This window comes from Demequina salsinemoris (assembly GCF_000974805.1).
Lineage (GTDB): Bacteria > Actinomycetota > Actinomycetes > Actinomycetales > Demequinaceae > Demequina > Demequina salsinemoris.
In genome coordinates this window covers 77,228-99,869 of record NZ_BBQZ01000004.1, presented here as the reverse complement: position 1 = coordinate 99,869, position 22,642 = coordinate 77,228, and the positions used below count along the sequence as shown (strand labels likewise).

General features: G+C 68.7%; 22 protein-coding genes and 1 pseudogene. 12 read left to right on the top strand and 11 right to left on the bottom strand.

Annotated elements, in window-relative coordinates; all coding sequences use genetic code 11:
• Window positions 1–32 precede the first annotated feature (32 nt).
• Window positions 33–716, top strand: coding sequence for a metal-dependent transcriptional regulator (locus AOP78_RS09170; RefSeq protein ID WP_062203502.1), 684 nt, complete (start codon window positions 33–35; stop codon window positions 714–716).
• Between the two features lie 71 nt (window positions 717–787).
• Here the strand turns inward: AOP78_RS09170 and AOP78_RS09165 are convergent, their stop codons facing one another.
• The 6 genes from AOP78_RS09165 to xseA form a co-directional block, all read right to left on the bottom strand.
• Window positions 788–1,441, bottom strand: a complete 654-nt coding sequence (locus tag AOP78_RS09165) for an NAD(P)-dependent oxidoreductase (RefSeq protein WP_062203500.1) — start codon at window positions 1,439–1,441, stop codon at window positions 788–790.
• A 398-nt stretch (window positions 1,442–1,839) separates the two neighbouring features.
• Entirely contained in the window at window positions 1,840–3,153 is a 1,314-nt protein-coding gene (locus AOP78_RS09160) for an NAD(P)/FAD-dependent oxidoreductase (protein WP_062203498.1), read from the bottom strand.
• A 162-nt stretch (window positions 3,154–3,315) separates the two neighbouring features.
• Complete coding sequence (locus AOP78_RS09155; protein ID WP_236685349.1) at window positions 3,316–4,707, bottom strand: class II fumarate hydratase; 1,392 nt, start codon at window positions 4,705–4,707, stop codon at window positions 3,316–3,318.
• A 127-nt stretch (window positions 4,708–4,834) separates the two neighbouring features.
• On the bottom strand, window positions 4,835–5,752 hold the full coding sequence (locus AOP78_RS09150) for a carbohydrate kinase family protein (protein ID WP_062203494.1): 918 nt from the start codon (window positions 5,750–5,752) through the stop codon (window positions 4,835–4,837).
• Window positions 5,749–6,006 carry an exodeoxyribonuclease VII small subunit gene (locus AOP78_RS09145; RefSeq protein ID WP_062203492.1) on the bottom strand — a complete coding sequence of 86 codons (258 nt, stop codon included), beginning with the start codon at window positions 6,004–6,006 and terminating at the stop codon, window positions 5,749–5,751. The genes AOP78_RS09150 and AOP78_RS09145 overlap by 4 nt, the downstream gene beginning before the upstream one ends.
• 91 nt (window positions 6,007–6,097) lie before the next feature.
• Window positions 6,098–7,387, bottom strand: a complete 1,290-nt coding sequence (xseA, locus tag AOP78_RS09140; RefSeq protein ID WP_236685348.1) for an exodeoxyribonuclease VII large subunit — start codon at window positions 7,385–7,387, stop codon at window positions 6,098–6,100.
• Between the two features lie 22 nt (window positions 7,388–7,409).
• Here xseA and AOP78_RS09135 point away from each other — a divergent pair, with 22 nt between their 5' ends.
• Window positions 7,410–8,396 carry a 4-hydroxy-3-methylbut-2-enyl diphosphate reductase gene (locus tag AOP78_RS09135; protein ID WP_062203490.1) on the top strand — a complete coding sequence of 329 codons (987 nt, stop codon included), beginning with the start codon at window positions 7,410–7,412 and terminating at the stop codon, window positions 8,394–8,396.
• 21 nt (window positions 8,397–8,417) lie between these two features.
• Here AOP78_RS09135 and AOP78_RS09130 read toward each other — a convergent pair whose 3' ends face one another.
• Complete coding sequence (locus AOP78_RS09130) at window positions 8,418–9,701, bottom strand: DNA recombination protein RmuC (protein WP_062203488.1); 1,284 nt, start codon at window positions 9,699–9,701, stop codon at window positions 8,418–8,420.
• 281 nt (window positions 9,702–9,982) lie between these two features.
• On the opposite strand from AOP78_RS09130, the gene AOP78_RS09125 reads away from it, so the two are divergent.
• From AOP78_RS09125 to AOP78_RS09110, 4 genes and pseudogenes are all read left to right on the top strand, one after another.
• Window positions 9,983–11,641, top strand: coding sequence for a peptide ABC transporter substrate-binding protein (locus tag AOP78_RS09125; protein WP_369401085.1), 1,659 nt, complete (start codon window positions 9,983–9,985; stop codon window positions 11,639–11,641).
• Between the two features lie 310 nt (window positions 11,642–11,951).
• Complete coding sequence (locus tag AOP78_RS09120; RefSeq protein ID WP_062203486.1) at window positions 11,952–12,878, top strand: ABC transporter permease; 927 nt, start codon at window positions 11,952–11,954, stop codon at window positions 12,876–12,878.
• Entirely contained in the window at window positions 12,871–13,806 is a 936-nt protein-coding gene (locus AOP78_RS09115; protein WP_062203484.1) for an ABC transporter permease, read from the top strand. Before AOP78_RS09120 ends, AOP78_RS09115 begins: the two co-directional genes overlap by 8 nt.
• Window positions 13,803–15,552, top strand: a pseudogene (locus AOP78_RS09110) (ABC transporter ATP-binding protein). Before AOP78_RS09115 ends, AOP78_RS09110 begins: the two are co-directional and overlap by 4 nt.
• Before the next feature lie 73 nt (window positions 15,553–15,625).
• Here the strand turns inward: AOP78_RS09110 and AOP78_RS15235 are convergent.
• Window positions 15,626–15,796 carry a hypothetical protein gene (locus AOP78_RS15235; protein WP_160297615.1) on the bottom strand — a complete coding sequence of 57 codons (171 nt, stop codon included), beginning with the start codon at window positions 15,794–15,796 and terminating at the stop codon, window positions 15,626–15,628.
• Between the two features lie 95 nt (window positions 15,797–15,891).
• On the opposite strand from AOP78_RS15235, the gene ychF reads away from it, so the two are divergent.
• Window positions 15,892–16,977 (top strand): redox-regulated ATPase YchF, encoded by a 1,086-nt coding sequence (gene ychF / locus AOP78_RS09105; RefSeq protein ID WP_062203482.1) that lies wholly within the window; start codon window positions 15,892–15,894, stop codon window positions 16,975–16,977.
• A 121-nt stretch (window positions 16,978–17,098) separates the two neighbouring features.
• Here the strand turns inward: ychF and AOP78_RS09100 are convergent, their stop codons facing one another.
• The gene (locus AOP78_RS09100) at window positions 17,099–17,695 is read right to left on the bottom strand and encodes a TetR family transcriptional regulator (protein ID WP_062203480.1); all 597 of its coding nucleotides are present in this window, start codon (window positions 17,693–17,695) and stop codon (window positions 17,099–17,101) included.
• Between the two features lie 84 nt (window positions 17,696–17,779).
• Here AOP78_RS09100 and AOP78_RS09095 point away from each other — a divergent pair, with 84 nt between their 5' ends.
• The 3 genes from AOP78_RS09095 (at window position 17,780) to AOP78_RS09085 (ending at window position 19,661) form a co-directional block, all read left to right on the top strand.
• Window positions 17,780–18,715 (top strand): aldo/keto reductase, encoded by a 936-nt coding sequence (locus tag AOP78_RS09095; protein ID WP_062203478.1) that lies wholly within the window; start codon window positions 17,780–17,782, stop codon window positions 18,713–18,715.
• 269 nt (window positions 18,716–18,984) lie between these two features.
• Complete coding sequence (locus tag AOP78_RS09090; protein WP_062203476.1) at window positions 18,985–19,314, top strand: nucleotidyltransferase family protein; 330 nt, start codon at window positions 18,985–18,987, stop codon at window positions 19,312–19,314.
• Window positions 19,311–19,661, top strand: a complete 351-nt coding sequence (locus tag AOP78_RS09085) for a HepT-like ribonuclease domain-containing protein (protein WP_062203474.1) — start codon at window positions 19,311–19,313, stop codon at window positions 19,659–19,661. The genes AOP78_RS09090 and AOP78_RS09085 overlap by 4 nt, the downstream gene beginning before the upstream one ends.
• 28 nt (window positions 19,662–19,689) lie before the next feature.
• Here AOP78_RS09085 and AOP78_RS09080 read toward each other — a convergent pair whose 3' ends face one another.
• Window positions 19,690–19,980, bottom strand: coding sequence for a hypothetical protein (locus AOP78_RS09080; protein ID WP_062203473.1), 291 nt, complete (start codon window positions 19,978–19,980; stop codon window positions 19,690–19,692).
• A gap of 234 nt (window positions 19,981–20,214) precedes the next feature.
• Window positions 20,215–20,619 carry a VOC family protein gene (locus AOP78_RS09075; RefSeq protein ID WP_062203471.1) on the bottom strand — a complete coding sequence of 135 codons (405 nt, stop codon included), beginning with the start codon at window positions 20,617–20,619 and terminating at the stop codon, window positions 20,215–20,217.
• 109 nt (window positions 20,620–20,728) lie between these two features.
• Here AOP78_RS09075 and AOP78_RS09070 point away from each other — a divergent pair, with 109 nt between their 5' ends.
• A complete protein-coding gene (locus tag AOP78_RS09070) occupies window positions 20,729–21,718 on the top strand; it encodes a helix-turn-helix transcriptional regulator (protein WP_201774770.1) in 990 nt (329 codons plus the stop codon).
• Window positions 21,719–21,984: 266 nt separating this feature from the next.
• Window positions 21,985–22,584 (top strand): PH domain-containing protein, encoded by a 600-nt coding sequence (locus AOP78_RS09065; RefSeq protein ID WP_062203467.1) that lies wholly within the window; start codon window positions 21,985–21,987, stop codon window positions 22,582–22,584.
• Window positions 22,585–22,642 lie beyond the last annotated feature (58 nt).

Genomic DNA, 22,642 nt, shown 5'->3' with positions numbered 1-22,642 from the left:
GGCGCCGCGGGCGCGGTTGGTAACCTGACGCCGTGTCGGTCTCCGAGCTCTCCGCGAGCGCCCAGAACTACCTCAAGGCGGTCTGGGGGCTTCAGGAATGGACCGATGAGCCCGTGACCGCGTCAGCGCTCGCCGCGAAGGTCGGGGTGCGGATGTCGAGCGTCTCCGACGCGGTGCGCCGCCTCGCCGAGCAGGGGCTCCTCACGCACACGCCGTACGGCGCCGTCGAGCTCACCGAGGACGGGCGGCGGCATGCGGTCGCGATGGTGCGGCGGCATCGGCTCATCGAGACGTTCCTCGTCGAGGAGCTCGGCTACCGATGGGACCAGGTGCACGACGAGGCCGAGACGCTCGAGCACGCCGTGTCCGACCTCATGATCGACCGCATCGACGAGCGCCTCGGGCACCCCACGCGCGACCCGCACGGAGACCCCATCCCCTCAGCCGAGGGGGTGCTCGACGCGCCCGACGCGTGCCTGCTGTCCTCGGTGCGCTCCGGCGAGCGCGTGCGCGTGGAGCGGATCTCCGACGCTGACCCCGAGCTGCTGCGGTTCTTCGCCGCGCAGGGGATCGGGATCGGTGCTGTTCTGGCTGTACGTGAGGGCGCACCTTTCTCCGGTGCCCTCGAGGTGGTGGATCCTGCCGGCGCCGCGACCGCGCTCGGGCCCGCCGCGACCGACGCCGTCTGGGTCACGCGAGTCGTCTCGAACGACTGAAGGCAGCGCTGCCCTCGACCGCTGCCTGTGAGCTCGGCCGCCGTCCAAGCGCCCGTGACGCGTGCGGACCCTCAGTAGCCGACCGTGAACCTCACGTCGTGATGGCGGGGGGAGTCGATCTCGTCGACGATCGCGATCGCGAGGTCCGCGCCCGAGATGGCGGACCTGCCCGCCTCGTCGCGCACGAGGACGTCGTCGCCGAGTCGATAGTGTCCCGTGCGCTCGCCCGGGAAGTGAGCGCCGAAGAGCTGCGCGGGGCTCACGTAGAACCAGGACGCCCCGCGCGAGTCGGTGCGCAGCAGATCGAGCACATCCTTGTGCGCGCGCGACTCCGGAAGCACGGCCGCGGGGAAGTCGGCGGTGTCCATGAGCAGGGGGCCGTCCGCTGACTCGTGCAGGCTTCCTGCGCCTCCGACCACGCCGATGCGGGTTCCAGCCGCAGCCGCGCTCTCCAGGACATGCGGCAGCGCGTCGATCAGTCGGCGGCCCTCGTCATCCTCCGCGGACGCCTTCAACGCGATGACCACGACGTCGGAGTCGGCGATCAGCCCCGCGACCTGGGCCGAGTCGTGGATCGACAGGCTCCGCACCTCCGTGGCGTCAGGCACCGCCTCGCGCGTGGCGTGGCGGGAGACGGCGACCACGTCATGCCCGCGCTCCGCCGCGATGGCCGCGATGTGGCCGCCGGCGTAGCCGGTGGCTCCGAAGATGGTGATGGTGCTCATGAGGGCCTCTGATCGCGGGTGTCGGATGCATGACTGTCGTCAAAGCGACCGTATCGCGCTGTGCCAGCCAGGGCCGCACGCCGCGAGCTGACCCTGCCGTCGCATCGTCCCTATGCCGTCGCCAGCCTCCCCGCCGCCGCACGTCCTGCACACACCTGGGAATGCACCCGGCGTGTCGGCCCGCGGGAGCGATGCGACACGCGACCTGCAGTGCGAAGTGTGTGCACCACGTGCGGACGGCGAGCCGAGGCAGGTGAGGGTCGCGGCCGAGGGAGTGACGAGGCAAGGGAACGGGCGCGGCTCGTGAGGGGGCCGGCGGGGACTCCCGCGAGGGACGACGAAGGGCGGGGAACCCGAAGGTTCCCCGCCCTTGAAGTCGGTGCGGCAGCGGCAGCCGATCAGCCGCGCGCGGCCTCCTCGAAGGCGCGGCGCGGGACCTCGACGCGGCTCAGCGAGACCATGTCGCGGCGGAACAGCAGCGCGATGGTCCAGTCGAGCGTGACGCGCAGCTTGCGGTTCACGGTCGGGATCTGCGACAGGTGGTACGTGCGGTGCATCATCCAGGCGGGCCAGCCGCGCATCTTGACACCCATGATCACGGCGACGCCCTTGTTGAGGCCGAGCGAGGCGACCATGCCGAGGTGCTTGTGCTTGTACTCCTTGAGCTCACCGCCCGCGATCTTCGCGGCGATGTTCGCGCCCATGTGGCGGGCCTGGCGCACGGCGTGCTGGGCGCTCGGGGCGCACCAGTCGCCCTCGCCCTCGACGAGGTTCGGGACCTGGGCGCAGTCGCCCGCGGCCCACACGCCGTCGACGACGTGGCCGTCCTGGTCCACGACCTGCAGCGTGGGAGACGAGCTCATGTGGCCGCGCGGGCCGAGCGGGAGGTCGGAGGACGACATCACGGGGGCGGGCTTCACGCCGGCGGTCCACACGATGGTGTCGGCGTCGAACTTCTCGCCGTTCGAGAGCTCGACGTGGCCGTCGACGCAGCTGTCGAGGGTGGTCTGCAGGAGGACGCGCATGCCGCGCTCCTCGAGCTGGTCCTTCGCGTAGACGCCCATGTCCGGGCCCATCTCCGGCAGGATGTGCGGCGCGGCCTCGACCATGACGAAGTTGAGGTCCTCGGGGGAGAGCTCGGGGTAGTAGCGCAGCGCGGCCTTGGCCATGTCCTCGGTCTCGGAGAACGCCTCGATGCCGGCGAAGCCGCCGCCCACGAAGACGAACGAGAGCAGGCGCTTGCGCAGCTCGGGGTTCGAGGTGGTCGCGGCGCGCGCGATGCGGTTGAGGATGCGGTTGCGCACGGCGGCCGCCTCCTCGACGAACTTGAAGCCGATCGCGTTCTCGGCGAGGCCCGGGGTCGGGAAGGTGCGCGACACGGCGCCCAGCGCGACGACGAGCTCGTCGTAGTCGAGGTTGAGGTTCTCGCCGAGGTCGGTCTCGGCGGTCACGCGACGGTCCTGGTGGCTGATGCCGGTGACCTTGCCCTGCAGCACGCGGACGCCCTTGAGGGTGCGGCGCAGCGGGACGACGGCGTGGCGGGCCTCGATCGAGCCGGCGCCGGCCTCGGGGAGGAACGGCGCGTAGGTCATGTACGGGCGGCGGTCGATCAGGGTGATGTCGACCTTGCCGCGCGCCTTCTTCTTGAGGGTCAGCGCGGTGTAGAGGCCGACGTAGCCGCCTCCAAGAATGAGCACACGGGTCTTTGACATGTGTATACCTCCTGCAGGGTGCAACCGCGTCGTGGTGCGATTGCTTCCCGCAGTCCGACGACCCGCGGCTGCGCGTGGTGATGGCCCAACTTTACCCTGCGCTGGGACCATAGTCCCTCGCGCTCCGAAGAATGGGCGTTGAGCAGGGGTTCTGTCGTCGGGTCAGGCCCGCCCGGTCATGGTCGCGACATCGAGGAGCGCGTCCAGCTGCTCGAGCGAGATCTCGCCGCGCTCGACGAACCCGAGGTCGATCGTCGCCTCGCGCACCGTCATGCCCTGCTTCACGGAGTGCTTGGCGATCTTCGCCGCGCTCTCGTAGCCGATCACGCGGTTCAGCGGAGTGACGATGCTGGGGCTGGCCTCGGCGAGGAAGCGCGCGCGGTCCTCGTTCGCGACGATGCCGTCGACGGTGCGCTCCGCGAGCACGCGCACGGCGTTGCCCATGAGTCGCATCGACTCGAGCGTGCCGAGCGCCATCACCGGGATCTGGACGTTGAGCTCGAACGCGCCGGACGCTCCCGCCCACGCGACCGTCGCATCGTTCCCGACCACGCGCGCGCACACCATGAGCACGGCCTCGGGGACGACGGGGTTGACCTTGCCGGGCATGATCGACGAGCCCGGCTGCAGGTCGGGCAGCGCGATCTCGCCGAGCCCGGTGTTGGGACCCGAGCCCATCCAGCGTAGGTCGTTGCAGATCTTGGTCAGGCTCACGGCGATGGTGCGCAGCACGCCGGAGAGCTCGACGAGCGAGTCGCGCGCGGACTGCGCCTCGAAGTGGTTGCGGGCCTCGGTGATGGGGAGCTGGGTGTCCGCCGCGAGCAGCGCGATGACGCGCTGCGGGAAGCCGTCAGGCGTGTTGATGCCCGTGCCGACCGCGGTGCCTCCGAGCGGCACCTCCGCGACGCGGGGCAGCGCGACCAGCAGGCGCTCGATGCCGAGCCGGATCGCGGCCGCGTAGCCGCCGAACTCCTGGCCGAGCGTCACGGGCGTCGCGTCCATGAGGTGGGTGCGGCCGGACTTGACCACCGACGCGAACTCCACGGCCTTGGCCTCGAGCGAGGTCGCGAGGCGCTCGAGCGCCGGCACGAGGTCCTGGACCAGGGCCGCCGAGGCGGCGACGTGCACCGACGTGGGGAACACGTCGTTGGAGGACTGCGAGGCGTTGACGTGGTCGTTGGGGTGCACCTCGCGACCGAGCGCGCGGGTGGCGAGCGTCGCGATGACCTCGTTGGTGTTCATGTTGGATGACGTGCCCGAGCCTGTCTGGAACACGTCGACGGGGAAGTGCGCGTCGTGCGCGCCCGCGGCGACCTCCTCGGCCGCGGCGACGATCGCGTCCGCGATGTCCGCGTCCAGCACGCCGAGCTCCGCGTTGGCGCGGGCGGCGGCCTTCTTGACGCGCGCGAGCGCCTCGATGTGGCGCCGCTCGAGCGTCACCCCCGAGATGGGGAAGTTCTCGACGGCGCGCTGCGTCTGCGCGCGGTACAGGGCGTCGGCGGGCACCCGCACCTCGCCCATGGTGTCGTGCTCGATCCTGAACTCCGTTGTCATGGCGCCCATTCTGTCAGTGGTCCACGTCGATGTGGGCCTGCGGTCGGGGGTTGCGAAGAGAAGGGGAGAAGCGTGGTGGAGGGACGATGCGTGGTGGAGGGACGATGCGGCGCGGACGGACGATGCGTCAGCCGTCGAGCTCGTCCCTGGTCGGCGGGTTGGCGCCGGGGCGCGAGCACGTGACGGCGGCGATGCTCACGCAACGCTCCAGGATCGCGCTCACGGTGTCGAGGTCCATCGACTGGAGCGCGCCGCGGTGCTTGGCGCCGAGCACGCCCTCGGACCACAGCCCGTCGATCAGGCCCGCCATGAAGGAGTCGCCGGCGCCGACGGTGTCGGCCACGTCGACGCGCGGGGCTCGCACGTCGACCTCGCCTTCCGTGCTCCATGCCGTCGCGCCCTCGGATCCACGGGTGACGATCACGAGCGCCGCGCCGAGCGCGAGCCACGCCTCGGCCACGTCCGCGATCTCCTCGCCGGGGGCGAGCCACGCGACGTCCTCGTCCGAGGCCTTGACGACGTCCGCCAGCCGCACCATGCGCTCGACCGCGATGCGGGCCTCGGCCGGGTCGCCCATGAGCGACGGGCGGGCGTTCGGGTCGTAGGTGATGGTCGCGGTGTCACGGGCGGACTCGACCGTGCTGAGGACCGCCGATGCGCCGGGCTCGAGCACCGCCGCGATCGACCCGGTGTGCACGATCGTGGGGGACAGCCGCGGCATGGGGTTGGCGGCCAGGTCCCACACCAGGGAGAACTCATAGGTCGCGGCGCCTGAGGCGTCGAGCGTCGCGGTCGCGACCGACGTCGCCTCCGCGTCGAGGGAGCCGGGGCTGAGCGTCACTCCCGAGGACCTGAGGTGGTCACGCACGAGCGCGCCGTCCGCATCGTCCCCGAGCCAGGTCAGGAGCTCCGCGTCACGTTCGAGCCTCGCGAGGCCGAGGGCGACGTTCGCGGGCGAGCCTCCGGGGTGGCGCGTGATGGTGCCGTCGGCGGAGTGGACCGCGTCGACGAGCGCCTCGCCGATCACGAGCGCGTGGTCGCTCACGCGTCGTCCTCGTCTGCGGGGACCACGCCGACCACGCCCGCGTCGGCCATGTCGTCGCCGCGCACCTCTGCGATGCGCTCGCGGGCTCCGTCCAGCAGGTCCTGGCAGCGGGCGGCGAGCGCCTCGCCGCGTTCCCACAGCCCCAGGGACTCGTCCAAGGTGGTCTCGCCGGCCTCGAGCCGGGCCACGATCGCGATCAGCTCGTCGCGCGCGTCCTCGTAGCCCAGGGTGGCGACGTCGTCGTTGTTCGGCACACGCCCACGTTAGCGCGTGCGGCAGGGACGATGCGGGAGCAGGGTGGGCGAGGACGTGGACGATGCGGGAGCAGGGTGGGCGAGCAGGCCGTCAGTACAGGTCGGGGTCCTCGCCCTCGAGGGCCTCGACCTCGGCGATGAACGCGCCCTGGGCGACCCTGACGAGCACCTGGTCGCCCGGATCGAGGACTGACGCGTCGCGCACGACCTGTCCTTCGGCGTCGCGCACCACGGCGTAGCCGCGGTCGAGCGTCGACTGCGGGCTGAGCGCGCGCAGGCTCGCGGAGAGCTCGCGCGCGCGGGCGTCGGCCGTGCTGAGGATGTCGACGAGCGCGCGCCCGCACGCGTGGTGGAGCGTGTCGAGCCGCGCGCGGTGCGGGTCGAGCATCCGTGCCGGGTGCGCCATCACGGGGCGGGTGCGGAAGGTCGAGAGCCCGCGCTCCTCGCGTTCCACGCGCGCGAGGAGCGAGCCCCGCATCGTCGCGAGGGCGCGGTGCACGCCCTGACGCTCCTGGGCGGCGTCGGGGACGATGCGCTTGCCGGCGTCCGTGGGCGTCGAGGCTCGGTAGTCGGCGACGAGGTCCAGCAGGGGCGAGTCCTTCTCATGCCCGATCGCGCTGACGAGCGGGGTGACGATGCGCGAGGCGGCGCGGACCATCTCCTCGTCGCTGAACGGCAGCAGGTCCTCGAACGCGCCGCCGCCGCGCGCGACGACGATGACGTCGACCTCGTCGCGCGCGTCGAGCTCGCGCATCGCGGCGACGACCTCGGGCACCGCGCGGGGGCCCTGGACCGTGACGCGGCGGATCTCGAAGCTCACGGCGGGCCAGCGTCGCTGGGCGTTCTCGACCACGTCATGCTCGGCGTCGCCCTGCGTCGCGCATACGAGCCCGACCACGTGGGGGACGAACGGCAGCGGCACCTTGCGGTCGGGGGAGAACAGCCCCTCCTCGGCGAGGGCGGTCTTGAGCATCTCGAGCCGCGCGAGCAGGTCGCCGAGGCCCACGGCACGGACCTCGCGGCCGCGCATCTGGAGCGAGCCGGACTTGGTCCACCATTGAGGCTTCGCGTGGACGACGATCCTCGCGCCGTCCTCGAGCGGGGTCCCGAGCTCCTCGACGGCCTTCGCGGGAAGGGTCGCGCCGAGCGACATGTTCTCGTCGGTGTCGCGCAGCGTGAGGAACACGAGATCGCGCCAGCGCTTCACGCCGAGGACCTGGCCCTCGACCCAGACGGGCGACATGCGGGAGACGTACTCGCCGATCTTGGGGGAGAGGTGGCGCACCGGCCAGGGCCGCTCGGGGCTCGTCTCGGCCGCCGTACCGGGGAGCATGACGGGCTCCGGTTCGTTGTCCCCAGGGAAGCCGTCCGCGTCGCTCACGGATTCCAGCCTGCCACCTAGGATGAGGTACATGCCTGCAACACCCGCGAAGAAGGTCCTGCTCGCCGCGCCGCGAGGCTACTGCGCCGGCGTCGACCGCGCGGTCATCGCCGTCGAGAAGGCGCTCGAGCTGCACGGCTCGCCCGTCTACGTCCGCAAGGAGATCGTCCACAACAAGTACGTCGTGGAGACGCTCAGCGAGCGTGGCGCGATCTTTGTGGACGACACCGATGAGGTGCCGGAGGGCGAGCATGTCGTGTTCTCCGCTCACGGCGTCTCGCCCGCGGTCCGTGAGTCCGCGGCCGCACGCAACCTGCTGACGATCGACGCGACGTGTCCGCTCGTGTCGAAGGTGCACAAGGAGGCGGTGCGCTTCGCTCGTGACGACCAGACCATCCTGCTGATCGGCCACGAGGGCCACGAGGAGGTCGAGGGCACGGCGGGCGAGGCTCCCGAGCACACGATCATCGTGAACTCGCCCGAGGAGGTCGAGGGGCTTGAGGTTCCCGACCCCGACAACGTCGTGTGGCTGTCTCAGACGACGCTGTCCGTGGACGAGACGATGGAGACCGTTCGTCGCCTGCGCGACAAGTTCCCGAACCTGCAGGATCCGCCGAGCGACGACATCTGCTACGCCACGCAGAACCGTCAGGTCGCGGTCAAGAAGATCGCCCCGCAGGCGGATCTCGTGATCGTGGTCGGGTCGGCGAACTCGTCCAACTCGGTGCGCCTGGTCGAGGTCGCGCTGCAGGGTGGGGCGAGGTCGTCGTATCGCATCGACCGCGCGGCCGAGCTGGAGGATGCCTGGTTCGAGGGCGTCGCGACCGTCGGCGTGACCTCGGGGGCCTCCGTGCCTGAGATCCTCGTGCGCGACGTGCTCGACGCGCTTGCGCGTCGCGGCTACGAGACCGTCGAGGAGGTGCGGACGGCGACCGAGGACCTCATGTTCTCGCTGCCGCGTGAGATCCGGGCCGACCTCAAGGCCAAGGAGGCCGCCGCGCGGTCCTGACCGGTCCCGTCGGCACCGGGGTCAGCGCGCCTGCTCGTCCTCGAATGTCGGCTCGAGCAGCTCGGGCGCGTTGATCGCCCTGACCGACGTCTCGACCTCGCGGGTCTCGATCTCCCGGTCGATCTGCTGCAGCGACGCGAAGCGCCGGGCCTGCGGCAGGACCTGGCGCTCCATCGACCCGATGGTCTTGTTGTAGGCCTCTCCCGCCTGGTCGATCGCCTTGCCGACACGCGCGAGGTGGTCGCCCATCGTGGCGAGCCGCTTGTACAGCTCCTGTCCCGTGTCGAGGACCTCCTGCGCGTTCTTCGCGAGGGCCTCGGCCTTCCAGGTGTGCGCGACGGTGCGCAGTATCGCGACCAGCACGGTCGGAGTCGCGATCACGACGCCGCTCTCGTAGGCGTCCGTCAGCAGCTGCGGGTCCTGCTCGGTCGCGACCTGCAGGAACGACTCGGCGGGCAGGAACAGCACGGAGAAGTCGATGTCGGAGCCGAACTGCTCGCGGTACGCCTTCGAGCTCAGCTCCTTCACGCGCTGGCGCACGTTGCGCACGTGCCGCGCCGCGTGCTCCTCGGCGTTGTCGGGGTCCGCGTCGATGTCGAGCAGCGCGTCGAGCGGGGTCTTCGCGTCGACGACGATGCGTCGCCCGCCCGCGAGGGTGACGATCATGTCAGGGCGCAGGCGGTTGCCTTCGCCAGTGGTTCCCGACTCCTGCTCCGTGAAGTCGACGCCGTTGACGAGCCCCGCGACCTCGACCACGCGCCGCAGGTGGAGCTCGCCCCAGCGGCCCCTGACCTCGGGGCGGCGCAGCGCGCTGCGGAGGCTCTCGGTCTGCCGGCCCAGCTGCGCTGACGCGTCGAGCATGTGACGGACCTGCTGGGTGAGCTGCGCCTGGGACTCGGCCCTCGCGCGATCCGCTTCCGAGGTCTGCCGCTTGACCTCGTCGAGCGCCTTCGCCATGGGCTCCACGAGTCCCCTGATCGCGTGCTCGCGCTTGGCGAGCTCGGCGTCCGCCACGGTCCGGTCGCGCGCGAGCCGTTCCTGCGCGACCCGCAGGAGCGTCTCCTGCGACTCGCGCAGCGACTGCGCGGAGAGCGCCTGGAACTCCCGCTGCAGGGTCTCGTGATCCGTGCGCACCTGGGCGACGTACGACTCGTGCGCCACGCGCTGGTCCTCGAGCCTGCGATTGGCCGCCTCGAGGCCCGCTCGCGCGTGGCCGAGCGACGCGGCGGCCTGCGACCGCGCCGCGAGGAAGCCGATGAGGGCGCCGAGCATGACGCCGAGGCCGATCAGGAGAGCATCTGTCATGGGGCACACCCTCGCATGGGGGTCTGACACGGCGCGGGATTCCTCACGTGGAGCGTCGGAATCCGGCGCATGGCGACCTTCGAGGGAGGAATCCTCCGAATTGCATTACGTTTTGGGCACAATCGCTGGTCATTGGACGCTGGGCAACAAGAACGCAACATTTCCCCGCCTACCCTGTTTGGCACCGTCCGGGCTGTGCTGCCCGACGAAACAGTGTTCGCACACGGAACCGTGCGGGCCACCATCCAGGGTCCGGGAGACCGGACGCATAGGAGGAACCAGTGAATTCCAAGAAGGCTGTTCTTGGCAGCATCGCCACCATCGGTGTGGCCATGCTCGCCCTGACCGCCTGCTCGAGCGGCGGCGACACCGAGTCGTCGGCGTCGTCGTCCGCAGACAGCGGCGCGAGCACGGCAGTTATCTCGACCAACGGCTCCGAGCCTGGCAACCCGCTGATCCCGGTCGCCACGAACGAGACCGGTGGCGGCAAGATCATCGACGCGATCTTCGCGGGCCTGGTCTACTACGACGGCGACGGCGCGACCCACAACGAGGTCGCCGAGTCCATCGAGACCGACGACAACCAGACCTTCACCGTCACGCTGAAGGAGGGTTGGACCTTCACCGACGGCACCGAGGTTCTCGCCCACAACTTCGTGGACGCGTGGAACTGGGGCGCCGACCCGGCGAACGCCGCGACCGCGCTCAACAGCTACTTCTTCGAGCAGATCGAGGGCTTCGACGGCTACAACACCGACGAGGGCGCCTCGAACCCGGAGATGTCCGGCCTCGAGGTCGTGGACGACTACACGTTCACCATCACGCTCGCCGCTCCGAACTCGGAGTTCCCGCTGGCGCTGGGCTACTCGGCCTTCTACCCGCTGCCCGACTCGTTCTTCGACGACCCCGAGGCCTTCGGCTCGGCGCCTGTCGGCAACGGCACCTACATGCTGGCGTCCGCTGACGACTGGCAGCACGACGTCCAGATCGAGCTCGCGGTGAACCCGGACTACGCCGGTGACCGTGTCGCGCAGAACGGTGGTCTGAAGATCACGTTCTACGCCTCGCAGGACGCCGCCTACGCCGACCTTCTCGCCGGCAACGTCGACGTGATCGACGGCATCCCGGACGCGAACTTCGCGACCTTCGAGGACGACCTGGGCGACCGCGCGGTCAACCAGGCCGCCGCGATCTTCCAGTCCTTCACGATCCCCTCGAGCGACGAGCGCTTCCAGGGCGAGGCCGGCCTCCTGCGCCGCCAGGCCCTGTCCTACGCGATCAACCGCGACGAGATCACGGACGTCCTCTTCGAGGGCACCCGCACCCCCGCGTCGGACTTCACCTCGCCCGTCATCGACGGCTGGTCGGACTCCCTCGAGGGCTCCGAGGTCCTGACCTACGACCCCGAGAAGGCCGCTGAGCTGTGGGCCGAGGCCGACGCCATCGAGCCGTGGACGGGCACCTTCCAGCTCGCCTACAACGCCGACGGCGGTCACCAGACCTGGGTCGACGCGGTCGTCAACTCGATCAAGAACACCCTCGGCATCGACGCGGAGGGCCTGCCCTACGCGACGTTCGCGGAGTTCCGCACCGACATCACGAACCGCACGATCACCGCTGCGTTCCGTACCGGCTGGCAGGCGGACTACCCGTCGCTCGAGAACTTCCTCGGCCCGCTCTACTACACGAACGCCGGCTCGAACGATGGCGACTACTCGTCGGAGGAGTTCGACTCGCTGATCGACGAGGGCAAGCAGGCCGCCGACTCGGCGACCGCCATCGAGAAGTTCCAGGAGGCGCAGGAGGTCCTGTTCCAGGACCTCCCGGCGATCCCGCTGTGGTACTCCAACGTGACCGGTGGCTACGCGGAGGGCGTCGAGAACGTCGTCTTCGACTGGCACTCGGTCCCGCTGTTCTACCAGATCACCAAGGCCGCGTAAGCAGCTAGGCGATCATCGCGGACGGGCCCGTTCCGCCTTCTGGCGGAGCGGGCCCCTCTGCGTGCCCGGTCCCGGGCACAGGGACGATGCGCCCCTTGGTTTCTGTGCGCGTTCCCCTGATCTAGCAGGAAGTTCAGGCCGCCGTGCCCCGGCGGCGGCCGGCTCGCAGCGCTTGCGTGAGGGACGCTTCGTTTCGCGTCCCCGGAGCGTCTGCGAGTACGCTCGCTGACAGCGCGTGTCGAGCACGCGTCCGTTCACACTAGAATCGGCACCCTATGTTTTCACCGAACCCTGCCCCAGGAGCTCGCGCATGACGCGATATGTGCTCAGACGCCTCCTCCAGGCCATCCCCGTCTTCTTCGGGACGACGTTCCTGATCTACTTCATGGTCTTCTCCATGCCGGGAGACCCGGTCCTCGCCCTGTTCGGCGACCGGACCCCGAGCGACGCGGTCCTTCAGGCCGTGCGAGAGCAGTACAACCTCGATCAGCCGTTCTTCGTGCAGTACCTGCTCTACCTGCAGGGCTTCTTCACCGGCGACATGGGCGTCACCTTCTCGGGACAGTCCGTCAACGAGGTGTTCGTCCGGGCATTCCCCGTGACCTTGAAACTCGTGACCATCGCGGTCGTCACGGAGTTCCTGCTCTCCGTCGGCTTCGGGCTCCTCTCGGGTCTGCGCAAGGGAAAGTTCGCTGACCACGCCTCGCTCGTGTTCGCCCTCGTCCTCAACTCGGTGCCGCCGTTCGTCGCACTCTTCGTCGCGCAGTACTTCGTCGGCATCAAATGGGGGCTCGCACCCGTGACCGTGGGCGCCAACGCCACCTGGGGTGCGCTCCTGCTGCCGGGCGTGACCATCGCGCTGACGATCTACGTCGTCGGGATGCGCCTGATGCGAGGCTCGGTGATCGAGGCTCGCGAAGGCGACTACGTGCGCACCGCGTACGCCAAGGGCCTCACGAGCAAGCGCGTCGTGCCCGTCCACGTGGCTCGCAACTCCCTCATCCCCGTGATCACGAACTCGGCCGCCAGCTTCGGCGCGCTGATCGCCGGCACGACGGTGACTGAGGGAATCTTCAACATTCCCGGTATCGGCAAGGTGCTCTACGACGCAATCCTTCGCGGAGAGAACTCCACCGTCGTCTCGTTCGTGACGATCCTCACGGTGATGTACATCGTCGTGAACATCCTGGTGGACCTGCTGTACGCCGTGCTCGACCCTAGGATCCGCTATGTCTGATCGCAACGCACACTACGTCGCGCCCGTCGACGAGACCCAGCCCGGCGACGTCGACCAGGTCAAGCTGGCCAAGCGCAAGTCCAACATGTGGATCGACGCGTGGCGCGACCTGCGCAAGCGGCCGCTGTTCTACGTCGCGCTCGTCCTCTCGTTCTCCGTGCTCATCCTGGCGCTCTTCCCTGAGTGGTTCACCAACGCCGATCCCTCGTATGGCGACCTCTCGCGCAGCAACGGCGCGGCCACCGAGGGACACCCGCTCGGCTTCACCAAGCTGGGCTACGACGTCTGGGCGCGCATCGTCTACGGCGCGAAGACCTCCCTCACGGTCGGCCTGCTCGTCGTGGCGATCACCGCCGCGATCGGGATCCCGATGGGGGCGATCGCCGGCTACTACGGCGGTCGTGTCGACTCGATCCTGTCGCGCATCGGCGACGTCTTCTTCTCGATCCCCTACTTCCTCGCGGCTGTCGTGGTCATGTCCGTCATGTCCGACTGGCGCAATCCGCTCACGATCTCCTTCGCGATCGGTGGCTTCGCGTGGGCGTCGCTGGCGCGCATCGTGCGTGCCGAGGTGCTGAGGAACAAGAACCTCGAGTACGTCATGGCCTCGGAGGCCGTGGGCCGTTCCCGCGGGTCGACGCTGCTGAGGCACGTCCTGCCGAACTCGATGGGGCCCGTCATCGTGGCGCTCACCCTGTCGCTCGGTGGTGCCATCACCGCGGAGGCGACGCTGTCGCTGCTCGGCATCGGTCTCAACGGGTACTTCTCGTGGGGCAATGAGATCGCGCAGGCCCAGCAGACGCTGCGCACCAACCCGTCGGCGCTGTTCTGGCCGTCGCTAGCGCTGACCCTGACCGTGCTCGCGTTCACCTTCCTCGGTGAGCTCATCCGCGACGCCCTGGACCCGAAGGCGAGGGCTCGACGATGACGGAGACCACTCCTGTGACAGACACCAACGGTGCCGCGCCGGTCGTCGGCGAGGACCAGCCGCTCATCTCGGTGCACGATCTGGAGGTCGGCTTCCAGACCCAGAACGGCATCGTCAACGCCGTGCGCGGCGTCTCGTTCGACATCTACCCGGGTGAGACCGTCGCGATCGTCGGCGAGTCCGGCTCGGGCAAGTCGACCACCGCGACCGCGCTGATGAAGCTGCTGCCCGGCAACGGTGACATCACCGGCGGCAAGGTGCTCGTCGAGGGCACCGACATCGTCGACCACGACGAGAAGCAGATGGCCGCCATCCGTGGTGGAGTCATCGGCTACGTGCCGCAGGACCCGATGTCCAACCTCAACCCCGTGTGGTCGGTGGGCTTCCAGGTCCGCGAGGCGATCCGTGCCAACGGCGTGGCCACCGGCAAGAAGGAGATCGAGGCCCGCGCGGTCGAGGTTCTCCAGCAGGCCGGCCTCGCCGACGCCGAGCGTCGCATGAGCCAGTTCCCGCACCAGTTCTCGGGAGGCATGCGCCAGCGTGTGCTCATCGGAATCGGCTTGGGCGCGGACCCGAAGCTGCTCATCGCGGACGAGCCGACGTCGGCGCTCGACGTGACCGTGCAGAAGGTGATCCTCGATCACATCGAGTCGCTCACGCACGAGAAGGGCACCGCAGTCCTGCTCATCACGCACGACCTGGGCCTGGCCGCGGAGCGCGCCAGCAAGGTCATCGTGATGCATCAGGGCCGCATCGTCGAGTCCGGTCCGAGCCGCGACCTGCTGACCAACCCTCAGCACCCGTACACGCAGCGGCTCATCGCCGCCGCGCCGTCGCTGGCCTCGCGCCGGATCGAGTCGAGCTCCGCGGTCGCTGAGGCTGGCGTCGGCGCCGACAAGTTCGACGTGGCGCAGATGGCCGAGCAGCGTGCGGAGAAGGTGGACCAGGACGCGGCCCCGATCATCTCGGTGAAGAACCTCACCAAGGAGTTCCAGATCCGCAAGGGCGGCTTCAAGTCGGAGACCTTCCGGGCGGTCGATGAGATCAGCTTCGACATCCCGAAGGGGACGACGCTCGCTCTCGTCGGCGAGTCCGGCTCGGGCAAGTCCACCGCGGCGAAGATGATCCTCGGCCTCGAGGTCCCGACCGCCGGCGACATCGTCGTGGGCGGCACGAACATGACGAACGTGTCGCGCAAGGACCTGTTCAACCTGCGTGCGCGCATGCAGCCGGTGTTCCAGGACCCGTACTCGTCTCTCGACCCGCAGCGCTCGATCGGCGCGACCATCGCCGAGCCGATGAAGGTGCACAAGGTCGGCGACAAGGCCGCTCGTCGCGCGCGCGTGCTCGAGCTCCTCGATCAGGTGTCGCTGCCTGAGGAGCTTGCCGGCCGCTACCCGAACGAGCTGTCCGGCGGTCAGCGTCAGCGCGTGGCGATCGCGCGCCCTGGCGCTCAAGCCGGACGTGGTCGTGCTCGACGAGGCGGTCTCCGCGCTCGACGTGCTCGTCCAGGCGCAGATCCTCCAGCTCCTGGCGGACCTGCAGGCCGAGCTCGGGCTGAGCTACCTGTTCATCACGCACGACCTCGCGGTGGTGCGCGTCATCGCCGACAACGTCGCGGTGATGGAGCAGGGCAAGATCGTCGAGTCCGGCACCACGGACGAGATCTTCGAGTCCGCGAAGCAGCCGTACACGCAGCGTCTGCTCGACGCGATCCCGGGCGCCGGGATCGAGTGGGGCGTCTGACGCTCAGCTGAGACGCCACGAGGGCGGGGCCGGTTCAACCGGTCCCGCCCTCGTCGTCTCTGGGCCACAGCACTCACTCCTCGAACGGCTCCAGGTTGTCGAGATCCGGGATCTCCACTCCGTCGGGCGGCGGGGGAGGCGGCGGTGCGCCCGCGACGGGCGGGGGAGCGGGGAGCATCTTCTCCCGCTCCATCTCCTCCTTCGCGCGGCCCAGGCCGGGGGCGAAGATCTCCTCGAACGTCATGCCGCCAGGATAGGTCGGCTCACGGGCGAGGGGAATGGATGATGCGGGACCCCCGCCACCCGGCGTGCGTGCGTACGCCGGTAGAATGCTTGCCCGTGGCTCTTACTATCGGAATCGTCGGACTGCCCAACGTCGGCAAGTCCACCCTCTTCAACGCTCTGACCCGCGCGGGGGTGCTCGCGGCGAACTACCCGTTCGCGACGATCGAGCCCAACGTCGGTGTCGTCTCGCTGCCGGACGAGCGGCTCGGCAAGCTCGCCGAGATTTTCCACTCGGAGCGCGAGCTGCCCGCGACGGTGTCGTTCGTCGACATCGCGGGCATCGTGAAGGGCGCGTCCGAGGGCGAGGGCCTGGGTAACGCGTTCCTCGCGAACATCCGCGAGGCCGACGCGATCTGCCAGGTGACGCGCGCGTTCGCCGACACCGACGTGACCCGCGTCGAGGGCTCGACCGATGAGGCCGGCGACCTGGAGACCATCTCGACCGAGCTGATCCTCGCCGACCTCCAGACGATCGAGAAGGTCGTCCCGCGCCTTGAGAAGGAGGTGCGCGCCAAGAAGGCGTCCGCCGACTTCCTGAACGCGGTGCTCGAGGCCAAGGAGATCCTCGAGGCGGGCCAGACGCTCTTCGCGGGCGGCCCCGTCGCCGGACTGGATCTTGCGCAGCTCAAGGAGCTCAACCTCCTCACCACCAAGCCGTTCATCTTCGTCTTCAACACGGACGATGCGGGCCTCCTGGACGAGGACAAGAAGGCCGAGCTCGAGGCGCTCGTCGCGCCCGCCAAGGCGATCTTCATGGACGCCAAGTTCGAGTCGGAGCTCATCGAGCTCGACGAGGCCGAGGCGAAGGAGATGCTCGAGTCGACAGGTCAGACGGAGTCGGGCCTGGACCAGCTCGCACGCATCGGCTTCGACACGCTCGGCCTGCAGACCTACCTCACCGCCGGCCCCAAGGAGGCCCGCGCGTGGACCATCCACAAGGGCTGGACCGCGCCGCAGGCTGCCGGAGTCATCCACACGGACTTCGAGAAGGGCTTCATCAAGGCCGAGGTCGTCTCGTTCGACCACCTGGTCGAGGCCGGCTCGATGGCCGAGGCGAAGGCCAAGGGCTGGGTCCGCATGGAGGGCAAGGACTACGTGATGGTCGACGGCGACGTGGTCGAATTTAGGTTTAATGTGTAGTTCCGGTTCAACATCTGGCCGCTCTTCCTAGGCCGACGCTCGTGTCGCGTTGTTAGGTGATCGCTGAGCACGCTGGTCACGCGCGTCGGACAAGTGCGGCGTCGGCTGCTACGCGAGACGCCTACGCAGTGGGTTGGAGTGCGCCGAAGCTTCGGCGGAGGAGTTCGACTGCGCTGTCCGCGGCATCAGTTTCTGCCCACGCGGTGAGCGCGATGTCGAAGCAGGCAAGGGAGGCCTGGACGATGGTCTCGGCCCGCAGAGTTCGATAGTCGCCTTCGAGGCGCTCGGCGACGACGGGCACGAGCAGGCGTGCCCACAGCAGGTGCTTCTCCAGGTTTCTGGCCCGCAGCGCCGGAGTGCTGCCGAGGACGCGCATCGCCTTCCTGCCCTGCACCTCGCTGCGACCCGGGGTCGCGAGCAGCGCTTCGTAGGACGCGAGCAGCGCATCCCAGATGGGCTCCTCGGACGGACGTGCCGCGAGTTGATCCCGGACGTGCTCGCCCCACCCGGCGGGATCGCCGATGACGGTGTCCTCCTTCGCCGGGAAGTACCGGTGCACGCTTCGTGGCGAGACCCCGACCGTGGCGGCGATCTGCTCGACGGTGACGTTGTCGAAACCGTGCTCGTCGAAGAGGTCCACCGCGACCTCGGAGATGCGTGCACGGACCGCGTCGCGCGCGATCGCGCGCGTGCCGCCGGGCCTGGTGACCTCGCTCATAGATTCATCATATCGCGCCAGAAGTGGCAGAGTCTGACATATTAGGCGTATTCTGTCGTGAAGTCATTCGAGAAGGGACACTCCATGGAACAGCGCATCCTCGGCCGCGAGGGCCTCGCCGTCTCCGCCATCGGCTACGGCGCGATGGGCACAGCAGTCGGCTACGGTCCGACCGACGACACCGAGTCCATCGCCGCGATCCGCGCCGCGCACGACCTCGGCGTCACGCACTTCGACACGGCCGAGATGTACGGCTGGGGCGTCGGCGAGCAGCTGCTCGGGACCGCGCTCGCGCCCATCCGCGATCAGGTCACCATCGCCACCAAGTTCGGCTTCACTCCGACGTTCGCCCCGAACTCGCAGCTCGACCACGTGCGCAACGTCGTCGACAACAGCCTGCGCAACCTCGGCGTCGACCACATCGACGTGCTCTATCAGCACGTCCACGACCCGGCCGTCCCCGTCGAGGACGTCGTCGGTGTCATGAAGGAATACGTCGACGCCGGCAAGGTCAAGTACCTCGGCCTGTCCAACACGACGCCCGACAACGTGCGCCTAGCCCACGCGGTCCATCCGATCTCGGTCGTGCAGACCGAATACTCGCTCTTCGCCCGCCAGTCCGAGGCATTCTTCCCCGTTCTCGAAGAGCTCGGCATCGGCTTCGTCGCTTACTCACCGCTCGCCCGCGGATTCCTCTCCGGCGCGGTCAAGCCCCGCAGCGAGTACGGACCGCACGACTTCCGCCAGCACATCCCGTGGTGGGCCCCCGAGAACTACGACGCGAACGTCGCCCTCGTCGACCAACTGACCGAGCTTGCCGAGGCCAAGGGCGCGACGCTCGCCCAGCTAGCGATCGCCTGGCTGCTCGCACGGAAGGACTACATCGTCCCGATCCCCGGCTCACGCAATCCCGTACGCGTCGCACAGAACACCGCCTCAGCCGACATCACCCTCACCGACGCTGACCTCGCGCGCATCGCGGAGATTGCACCCGATGGAGGCGTTGTCGCCGCTGGGTAGATCGTCCGTCGCCGAGCGATGATGGCGTGGGCGGAGTGTGAATTCTGCCAGCGCCCCCGCGCCATCGCGCGGGGGCCTTTGGTCAGTTCGCTGCGCGGACATCCAGACGTTATTCGGCTACGGAACGCGGTGGAGTTCAGGTTCAACGTGTAGTAGTCGCCGTCTCACATCTGCCGTCTAGAGACAGCGTCCGCAGCGACTGGCCGCTGAAGGGCGGCTGACGCTTCTCCGTCCTCGACCCGCGAGGGGACGCCCTCTATCCTGGGCCTATGTCTGCCACCGATGTGACTCCGGAGAGCGTGGCTCTTCGCGGACTCATCGACGTGCGCCGCGAGGAGTTCGAGGCCCTTCTGGCCAAGTATGCGGCGACTCGTCCCCGGCTGTTCGGTTCTGTCGCGCGAGGCACGGCTCACGGCGACAGTGACATCGACATCCTCGTGGAGATGGACCCCGCGGACGGCAACCTCCTTATGCGGGCTTCGGGGCTGATGGAGGAGGTCAGGGCGCTGTTCGGCCGTGACGATATCGACGTCTTCCCCGCGCAGTTGCTGAAGCGGCAGATCTCGCAGTCGGCCATCGAGGATGCGGTCGCTCTGTGAGTCGCAGCGTCGAGCAGCGGATCGAGGACATCCTTGACTCGATCGAGCGGTGCCGGCGGTATGTCGCTGTTCTTGACGGCAGTGACTCCGACGTCATCGATATGGCTGAGGACGCGATCGAACGCAACCTCCAGATCATCGGCGAAGCCGCAAGCCATCTGACCGCTGAAGTAGTCGCGGCGCACCCCGAGATTGCCTGGCCGCAGATCCGCGGGTTCCGCAACATCCTCGTTCACCAGTACTTCGGCGTCGACATCGCCGTGATCCGGGACGTGGTGGAGAACTATCTTCCGCCGCTCGCTGACGCGGTGCGCCAGCATGTCGAGTCCGGCGAGGACGTGCCGTAGGTGGCCGCGTTCGCGGGTTCTTGCGACGCTAGCCGCTGACCCTGACGCGCCTGCCGCGTACCGCGATGAGGATCTTGTGGAAGCCCCATCGAACACTCCAGCCGACGGCCCAGCCGAACGCCGCTCCGACGGCTGCGTTGGCGGCACCGATCCCAAATGCTGAAGGTATGAGCTGCGAGTAGGTCAGCGTTCCCGTGTCTTTGGTCTCCGGGATGAAGAAGGTCGAGACCCACAGGAGCCCGCCTGCGATCGCAACGGTGAGGAAGAACTGCCATCGTGGCGGCAGGAGCGCCATCACGAAGAATCCCATCAACAGCATCCCGAGAATCATCCTCTGCCCCCTCGCACAGGTGGAACGGAAAGTTGATACAACAACCGTTTGCTGTCCAGTCAAGCAGTGCGACCCCGTGGACAGCAAGCGGTTATTCGACTACGGAACGCGGTGGAGTTCCGCTTCAACGTGTGGTTCCGGGGAGGCCTTCGCCTCCCCCGCGCGAGGACGCGGTGCGGACTCGGCGTTCTCCCGCATCCCCGCGCTGTGAGGGTTCGGTGATCAGCTCTGCTGCGGGAATCGCTGCTGAGCGTCCTTGCTGACCGGGGTGAAGAAGTTGATCAGGTTGCCATCGGGGTCGCGAACGAGCAGGGAGCGGTTGCCCCACGGCATGTCGGTCGGGACGTTGACGAGCTCGATTGCCGTCTCCTTGAGCCGCGCGTAGGTGGCATCGACGTCGTCGACGAGGAAGTCCAGTGCGATGCTGCGGTTCGCTCGGGCCTCGGCTGCGTTGTCGCCCAGCAGTGCGACGGTGGCGGTGGAGGCGATGGCGAGAGTTCCGGTCCCGGTGCGGAGTTCCGCGAACAGAGGGTGGATTCGCACGGAGGTGAGACCCGTCGCCTGGTCGTAGAAGGCGACGAGGTCGTCGACGTCGTCGGTGAAGATCCGGGTGGCTGCGAGCTGCATGTGTGGGGCCTTCCGTAGATGGGGGCGGCGTCTGGACCGACGCTGTGAGCACCACGGTATGTGCCATAGTGGACAGAATCTGTCCTATATCGGTGCGAGGATGAGAGACGTGGCTGATACGACCGCGCGGGTGCTCGAACTGCTCGAGCTGTTGCAGTCCGCTGATCTGCGGACTGTTGCGGAGCTGGCCGGCCGCCTGGGCGTTGACGGGCGCACCGTGAGGCGCGACGTTGCCCGTCTAGTCGATATAGGTGTCCCGGTGGAAACCGTGCGAGGGCGATACGGCGGGTATCGCCTTGCGGCGGGGCAGCGAGTCCTGCCGTTGGTGTTCGGCAGGGAAGAGGCAGTCGCCGTCTTCCTCGGTCTTGCGGCCGCCCAGGCGTCGGCTGACCCGCCGAGCCTTGCAGCGCAGACGGCTTTGGCCAAGGTCAAGCGCGCTCTCCCCATATCCGAAGCCGGAAGAATCGACGGACTGCTCGATGTGATGGGGATGCCTACGCTGCGCGCCTGGGACGTCAGCCCTGACCCGGCGATCATGCTCACGTTGGCGGAGGCGACCAGTCACCGACGCGTCGTCGAGCTTCGCTATGTCGACGGCACGGGCACGCCTTCCCGCCGCATCGTCCACCCCTACGGCATCGGGTCCCGCGAAGGGCGGTGGTACCTCGTCGCGTTCGATCCTGCGAGGCACGACGAGCGCACGTTCCGTGTCGACAGGATCCACACTGTGCGGCCGTTGACAGGCGCCTTCGACCCGTCGCCAGACCTCGACGTCGCCAGTTCGCTCTCCGAGCGGTTCGCTGCGGCGGACTACCGGTGGCGCGTCGTCTTGCGCATCAATGCGGCGCAGGAGCACATCCGGAAGCACCTGCCCGTCAGTGTTGCCCGACTGGAACGGCTGGAGCCGCCCCCCGACGGCACGGACGACGGTGTCCCGGCTTGGTACCGAGCCGAGATCCACGCCGAGAGCCTGGACTGGCTGCCGCCAGTGCTGGCCGCGCTCGGCTGCGAGGTGCTGATCGATGAACCCGCCGAGCTACGGGATCGCGTGAAGCAGGCGGCCGACCACTTGCGGAGGGCCGCAGGCACCTGGGGCTAGGTGCTGCCGAGACCTGCTCCGAGCGGCGTGCGCGGTTTGTCGAGGGGCGGTGGCGTGAGCGCGGGTCGGCGAGAAGGGGAAGGGCTCCCTCCCCAGACGATGTTCGGCCACGGAATGCGGTTGAGTTCAGATTCAACGTGTAATCGCCGTCTAGCCTCTGGCGGCAATGCGTAGTCGTTGCGGGGGCCGTCTCGGTCCCGGGGCAGGGGGCTGAGATGGCTTGCATGTCCCGGAAGTTGGCACGAAGTGACGGTTATGCTTCCCGCATGAATCTCGGGAGCTCGCGCGCGGTGAGGGAGCGTGTCCGAGGTGAGGCTCAGGTCTGGCGTACGTCGGAGCCGCTTCGCACGCTGGCGATGCTGGCCCTCTACCCCATGTCGTTCATCGTGACGCTGGTGTCGGTGACCGTCGGCCGTGAGGCTCACGATGTGACGGGGGTCCTGGTCTTCACGACGTATGCGGTGCTGGCCACGGCGTGGGGATCCGCGGCCGCCTTCCGCCGGCGGGTGGTCGTGGACGATGCGCGCCTGACGGTGGTGGGCACGTTCACGACGGTCGAGTATCCGCGTGAGGCGGTCGCTTCGGTGGAGTCCGAGGGACTCTCGTCGCTGAAGCTCGTGCTGTCGGACGGATCGACGCGCCGTTGCGGGGCGATTCAGGCCACGAACCTCATGCTGATGCTCGAACGCCGCACGCGCGTGGACCAGGTGGCGGAGGAGGTCGTGGAGGCGCTCGGCGGTCCGGACCGGGACGTGTCCACGGAGCCGTTCACGGTGAGGCGTTCGTGGACCGGGTTGCCTGCGCATGCGTGGACCCTGATCGGCGTCTACGTTGCGATGGCGACGCAGTGGTTCCTCACGGCGTGACCCGCCTGGTCCGGGGCGGGCCGGCTCGTGCCCGCTCACGAGTGAGCGTCCCAACCGA

Coding starts and splice junctions, on each gene's coding strand:
- AOP78_RS09100 (WP_062203480.1), bottom strand. CDS start 17,695: ATGAGCGAGGTCACCAGGCCCGGCGGCACGCGCGCGATCGCGCGCGAC.
- AOP78_RS09080 (WP_062203473.1), bottom strand. CDS start 19,980: ATGCTGTTGATGGGATTCTTCGTGATGGCGCTCCTGCCGCCACGATGG.
- AOP78_RS09115 (WP_062203484.1), top strand. CDS start 12,871: ATGTCTGATCGCAACGCACACTACGTCGCGCCCGTCGACGAGACCCAG.
- AOP78_RS09165 (WP_062203500.1), bottom strand. CDS start 1,441: ATGAGCACCATCACCATCTTCGGAGCCACCGGCTACGCCGGCGGCCAC.
- AOP78_RS09155 (WP_236685349.1), bottom strand. CDS start 4,707: ATGACAACGGAGTTCAGGATCGAGCACGACACCATGGGCGAGGTGCGG.
- AOP78_RS09065 (WP_062203467.1), top strand. CDS start 21,985: ATGAATCTCGGGAGCTCGCGCGCGGTGAGGGAGCGTGTCCGAGGTGAG.
- AOP78_RS09075 (WP_062203471.1), bottom strand. CDS start 20,619: ATGCAGCTCGCAGCCACCCGGATCTTCACCGACGACGTCGACGACCTC.
- AOP78_RS09160 (WP_062203498.1), bottom strand. CDS start 3,153: ATGTCAAAGACCCGTGTGCTCATTCTTGGAGGCGGCTACGTCGGCCTC.
- AOP78_RS09090 (WP_062203476.1), top strand. CDS start 18,985: ATGTCTGCCACCGATGTGACTCCGGAGAGCGTGGCTCTTCGCGGACTC.
- AOP78_RS09095 (WP_062203478.1), top strand. CDS start 17,780: ATGGAACAGCGCATCCTCGGCCGCGAGGGCCTCGCCGTCTCCGCCATC.
- AOP78_RS15235 (WP_160297615.1), bottom strand. CDS start 15,796: ATGACGTTCGAGGAGATCTTCGCCCCCGGCCTGGGCCGCGCGAAGGAG.
- AOP78_RS09130 (WP_062203488.1), bottom strand. CDS start 9,701: ATGACAGATGCTCTCCTGATCGGCCTCGGCGTCATGCTCGGCGCCCTC.
- AOP78_RS09135 (WP_062203490.1), top strand. CDS start 7,410: ATGAGGTACATGCCTGCAACACCCGCGAAGAAGGTCCTGCTCGCCGCG.
- AOP78_RS09120 (WP_062203486.1), top strand. CDS start 11,952: ATGACGCGATATGTGCTCAGACGCCTCCTCCAGGCCATCCCCGTCTTC.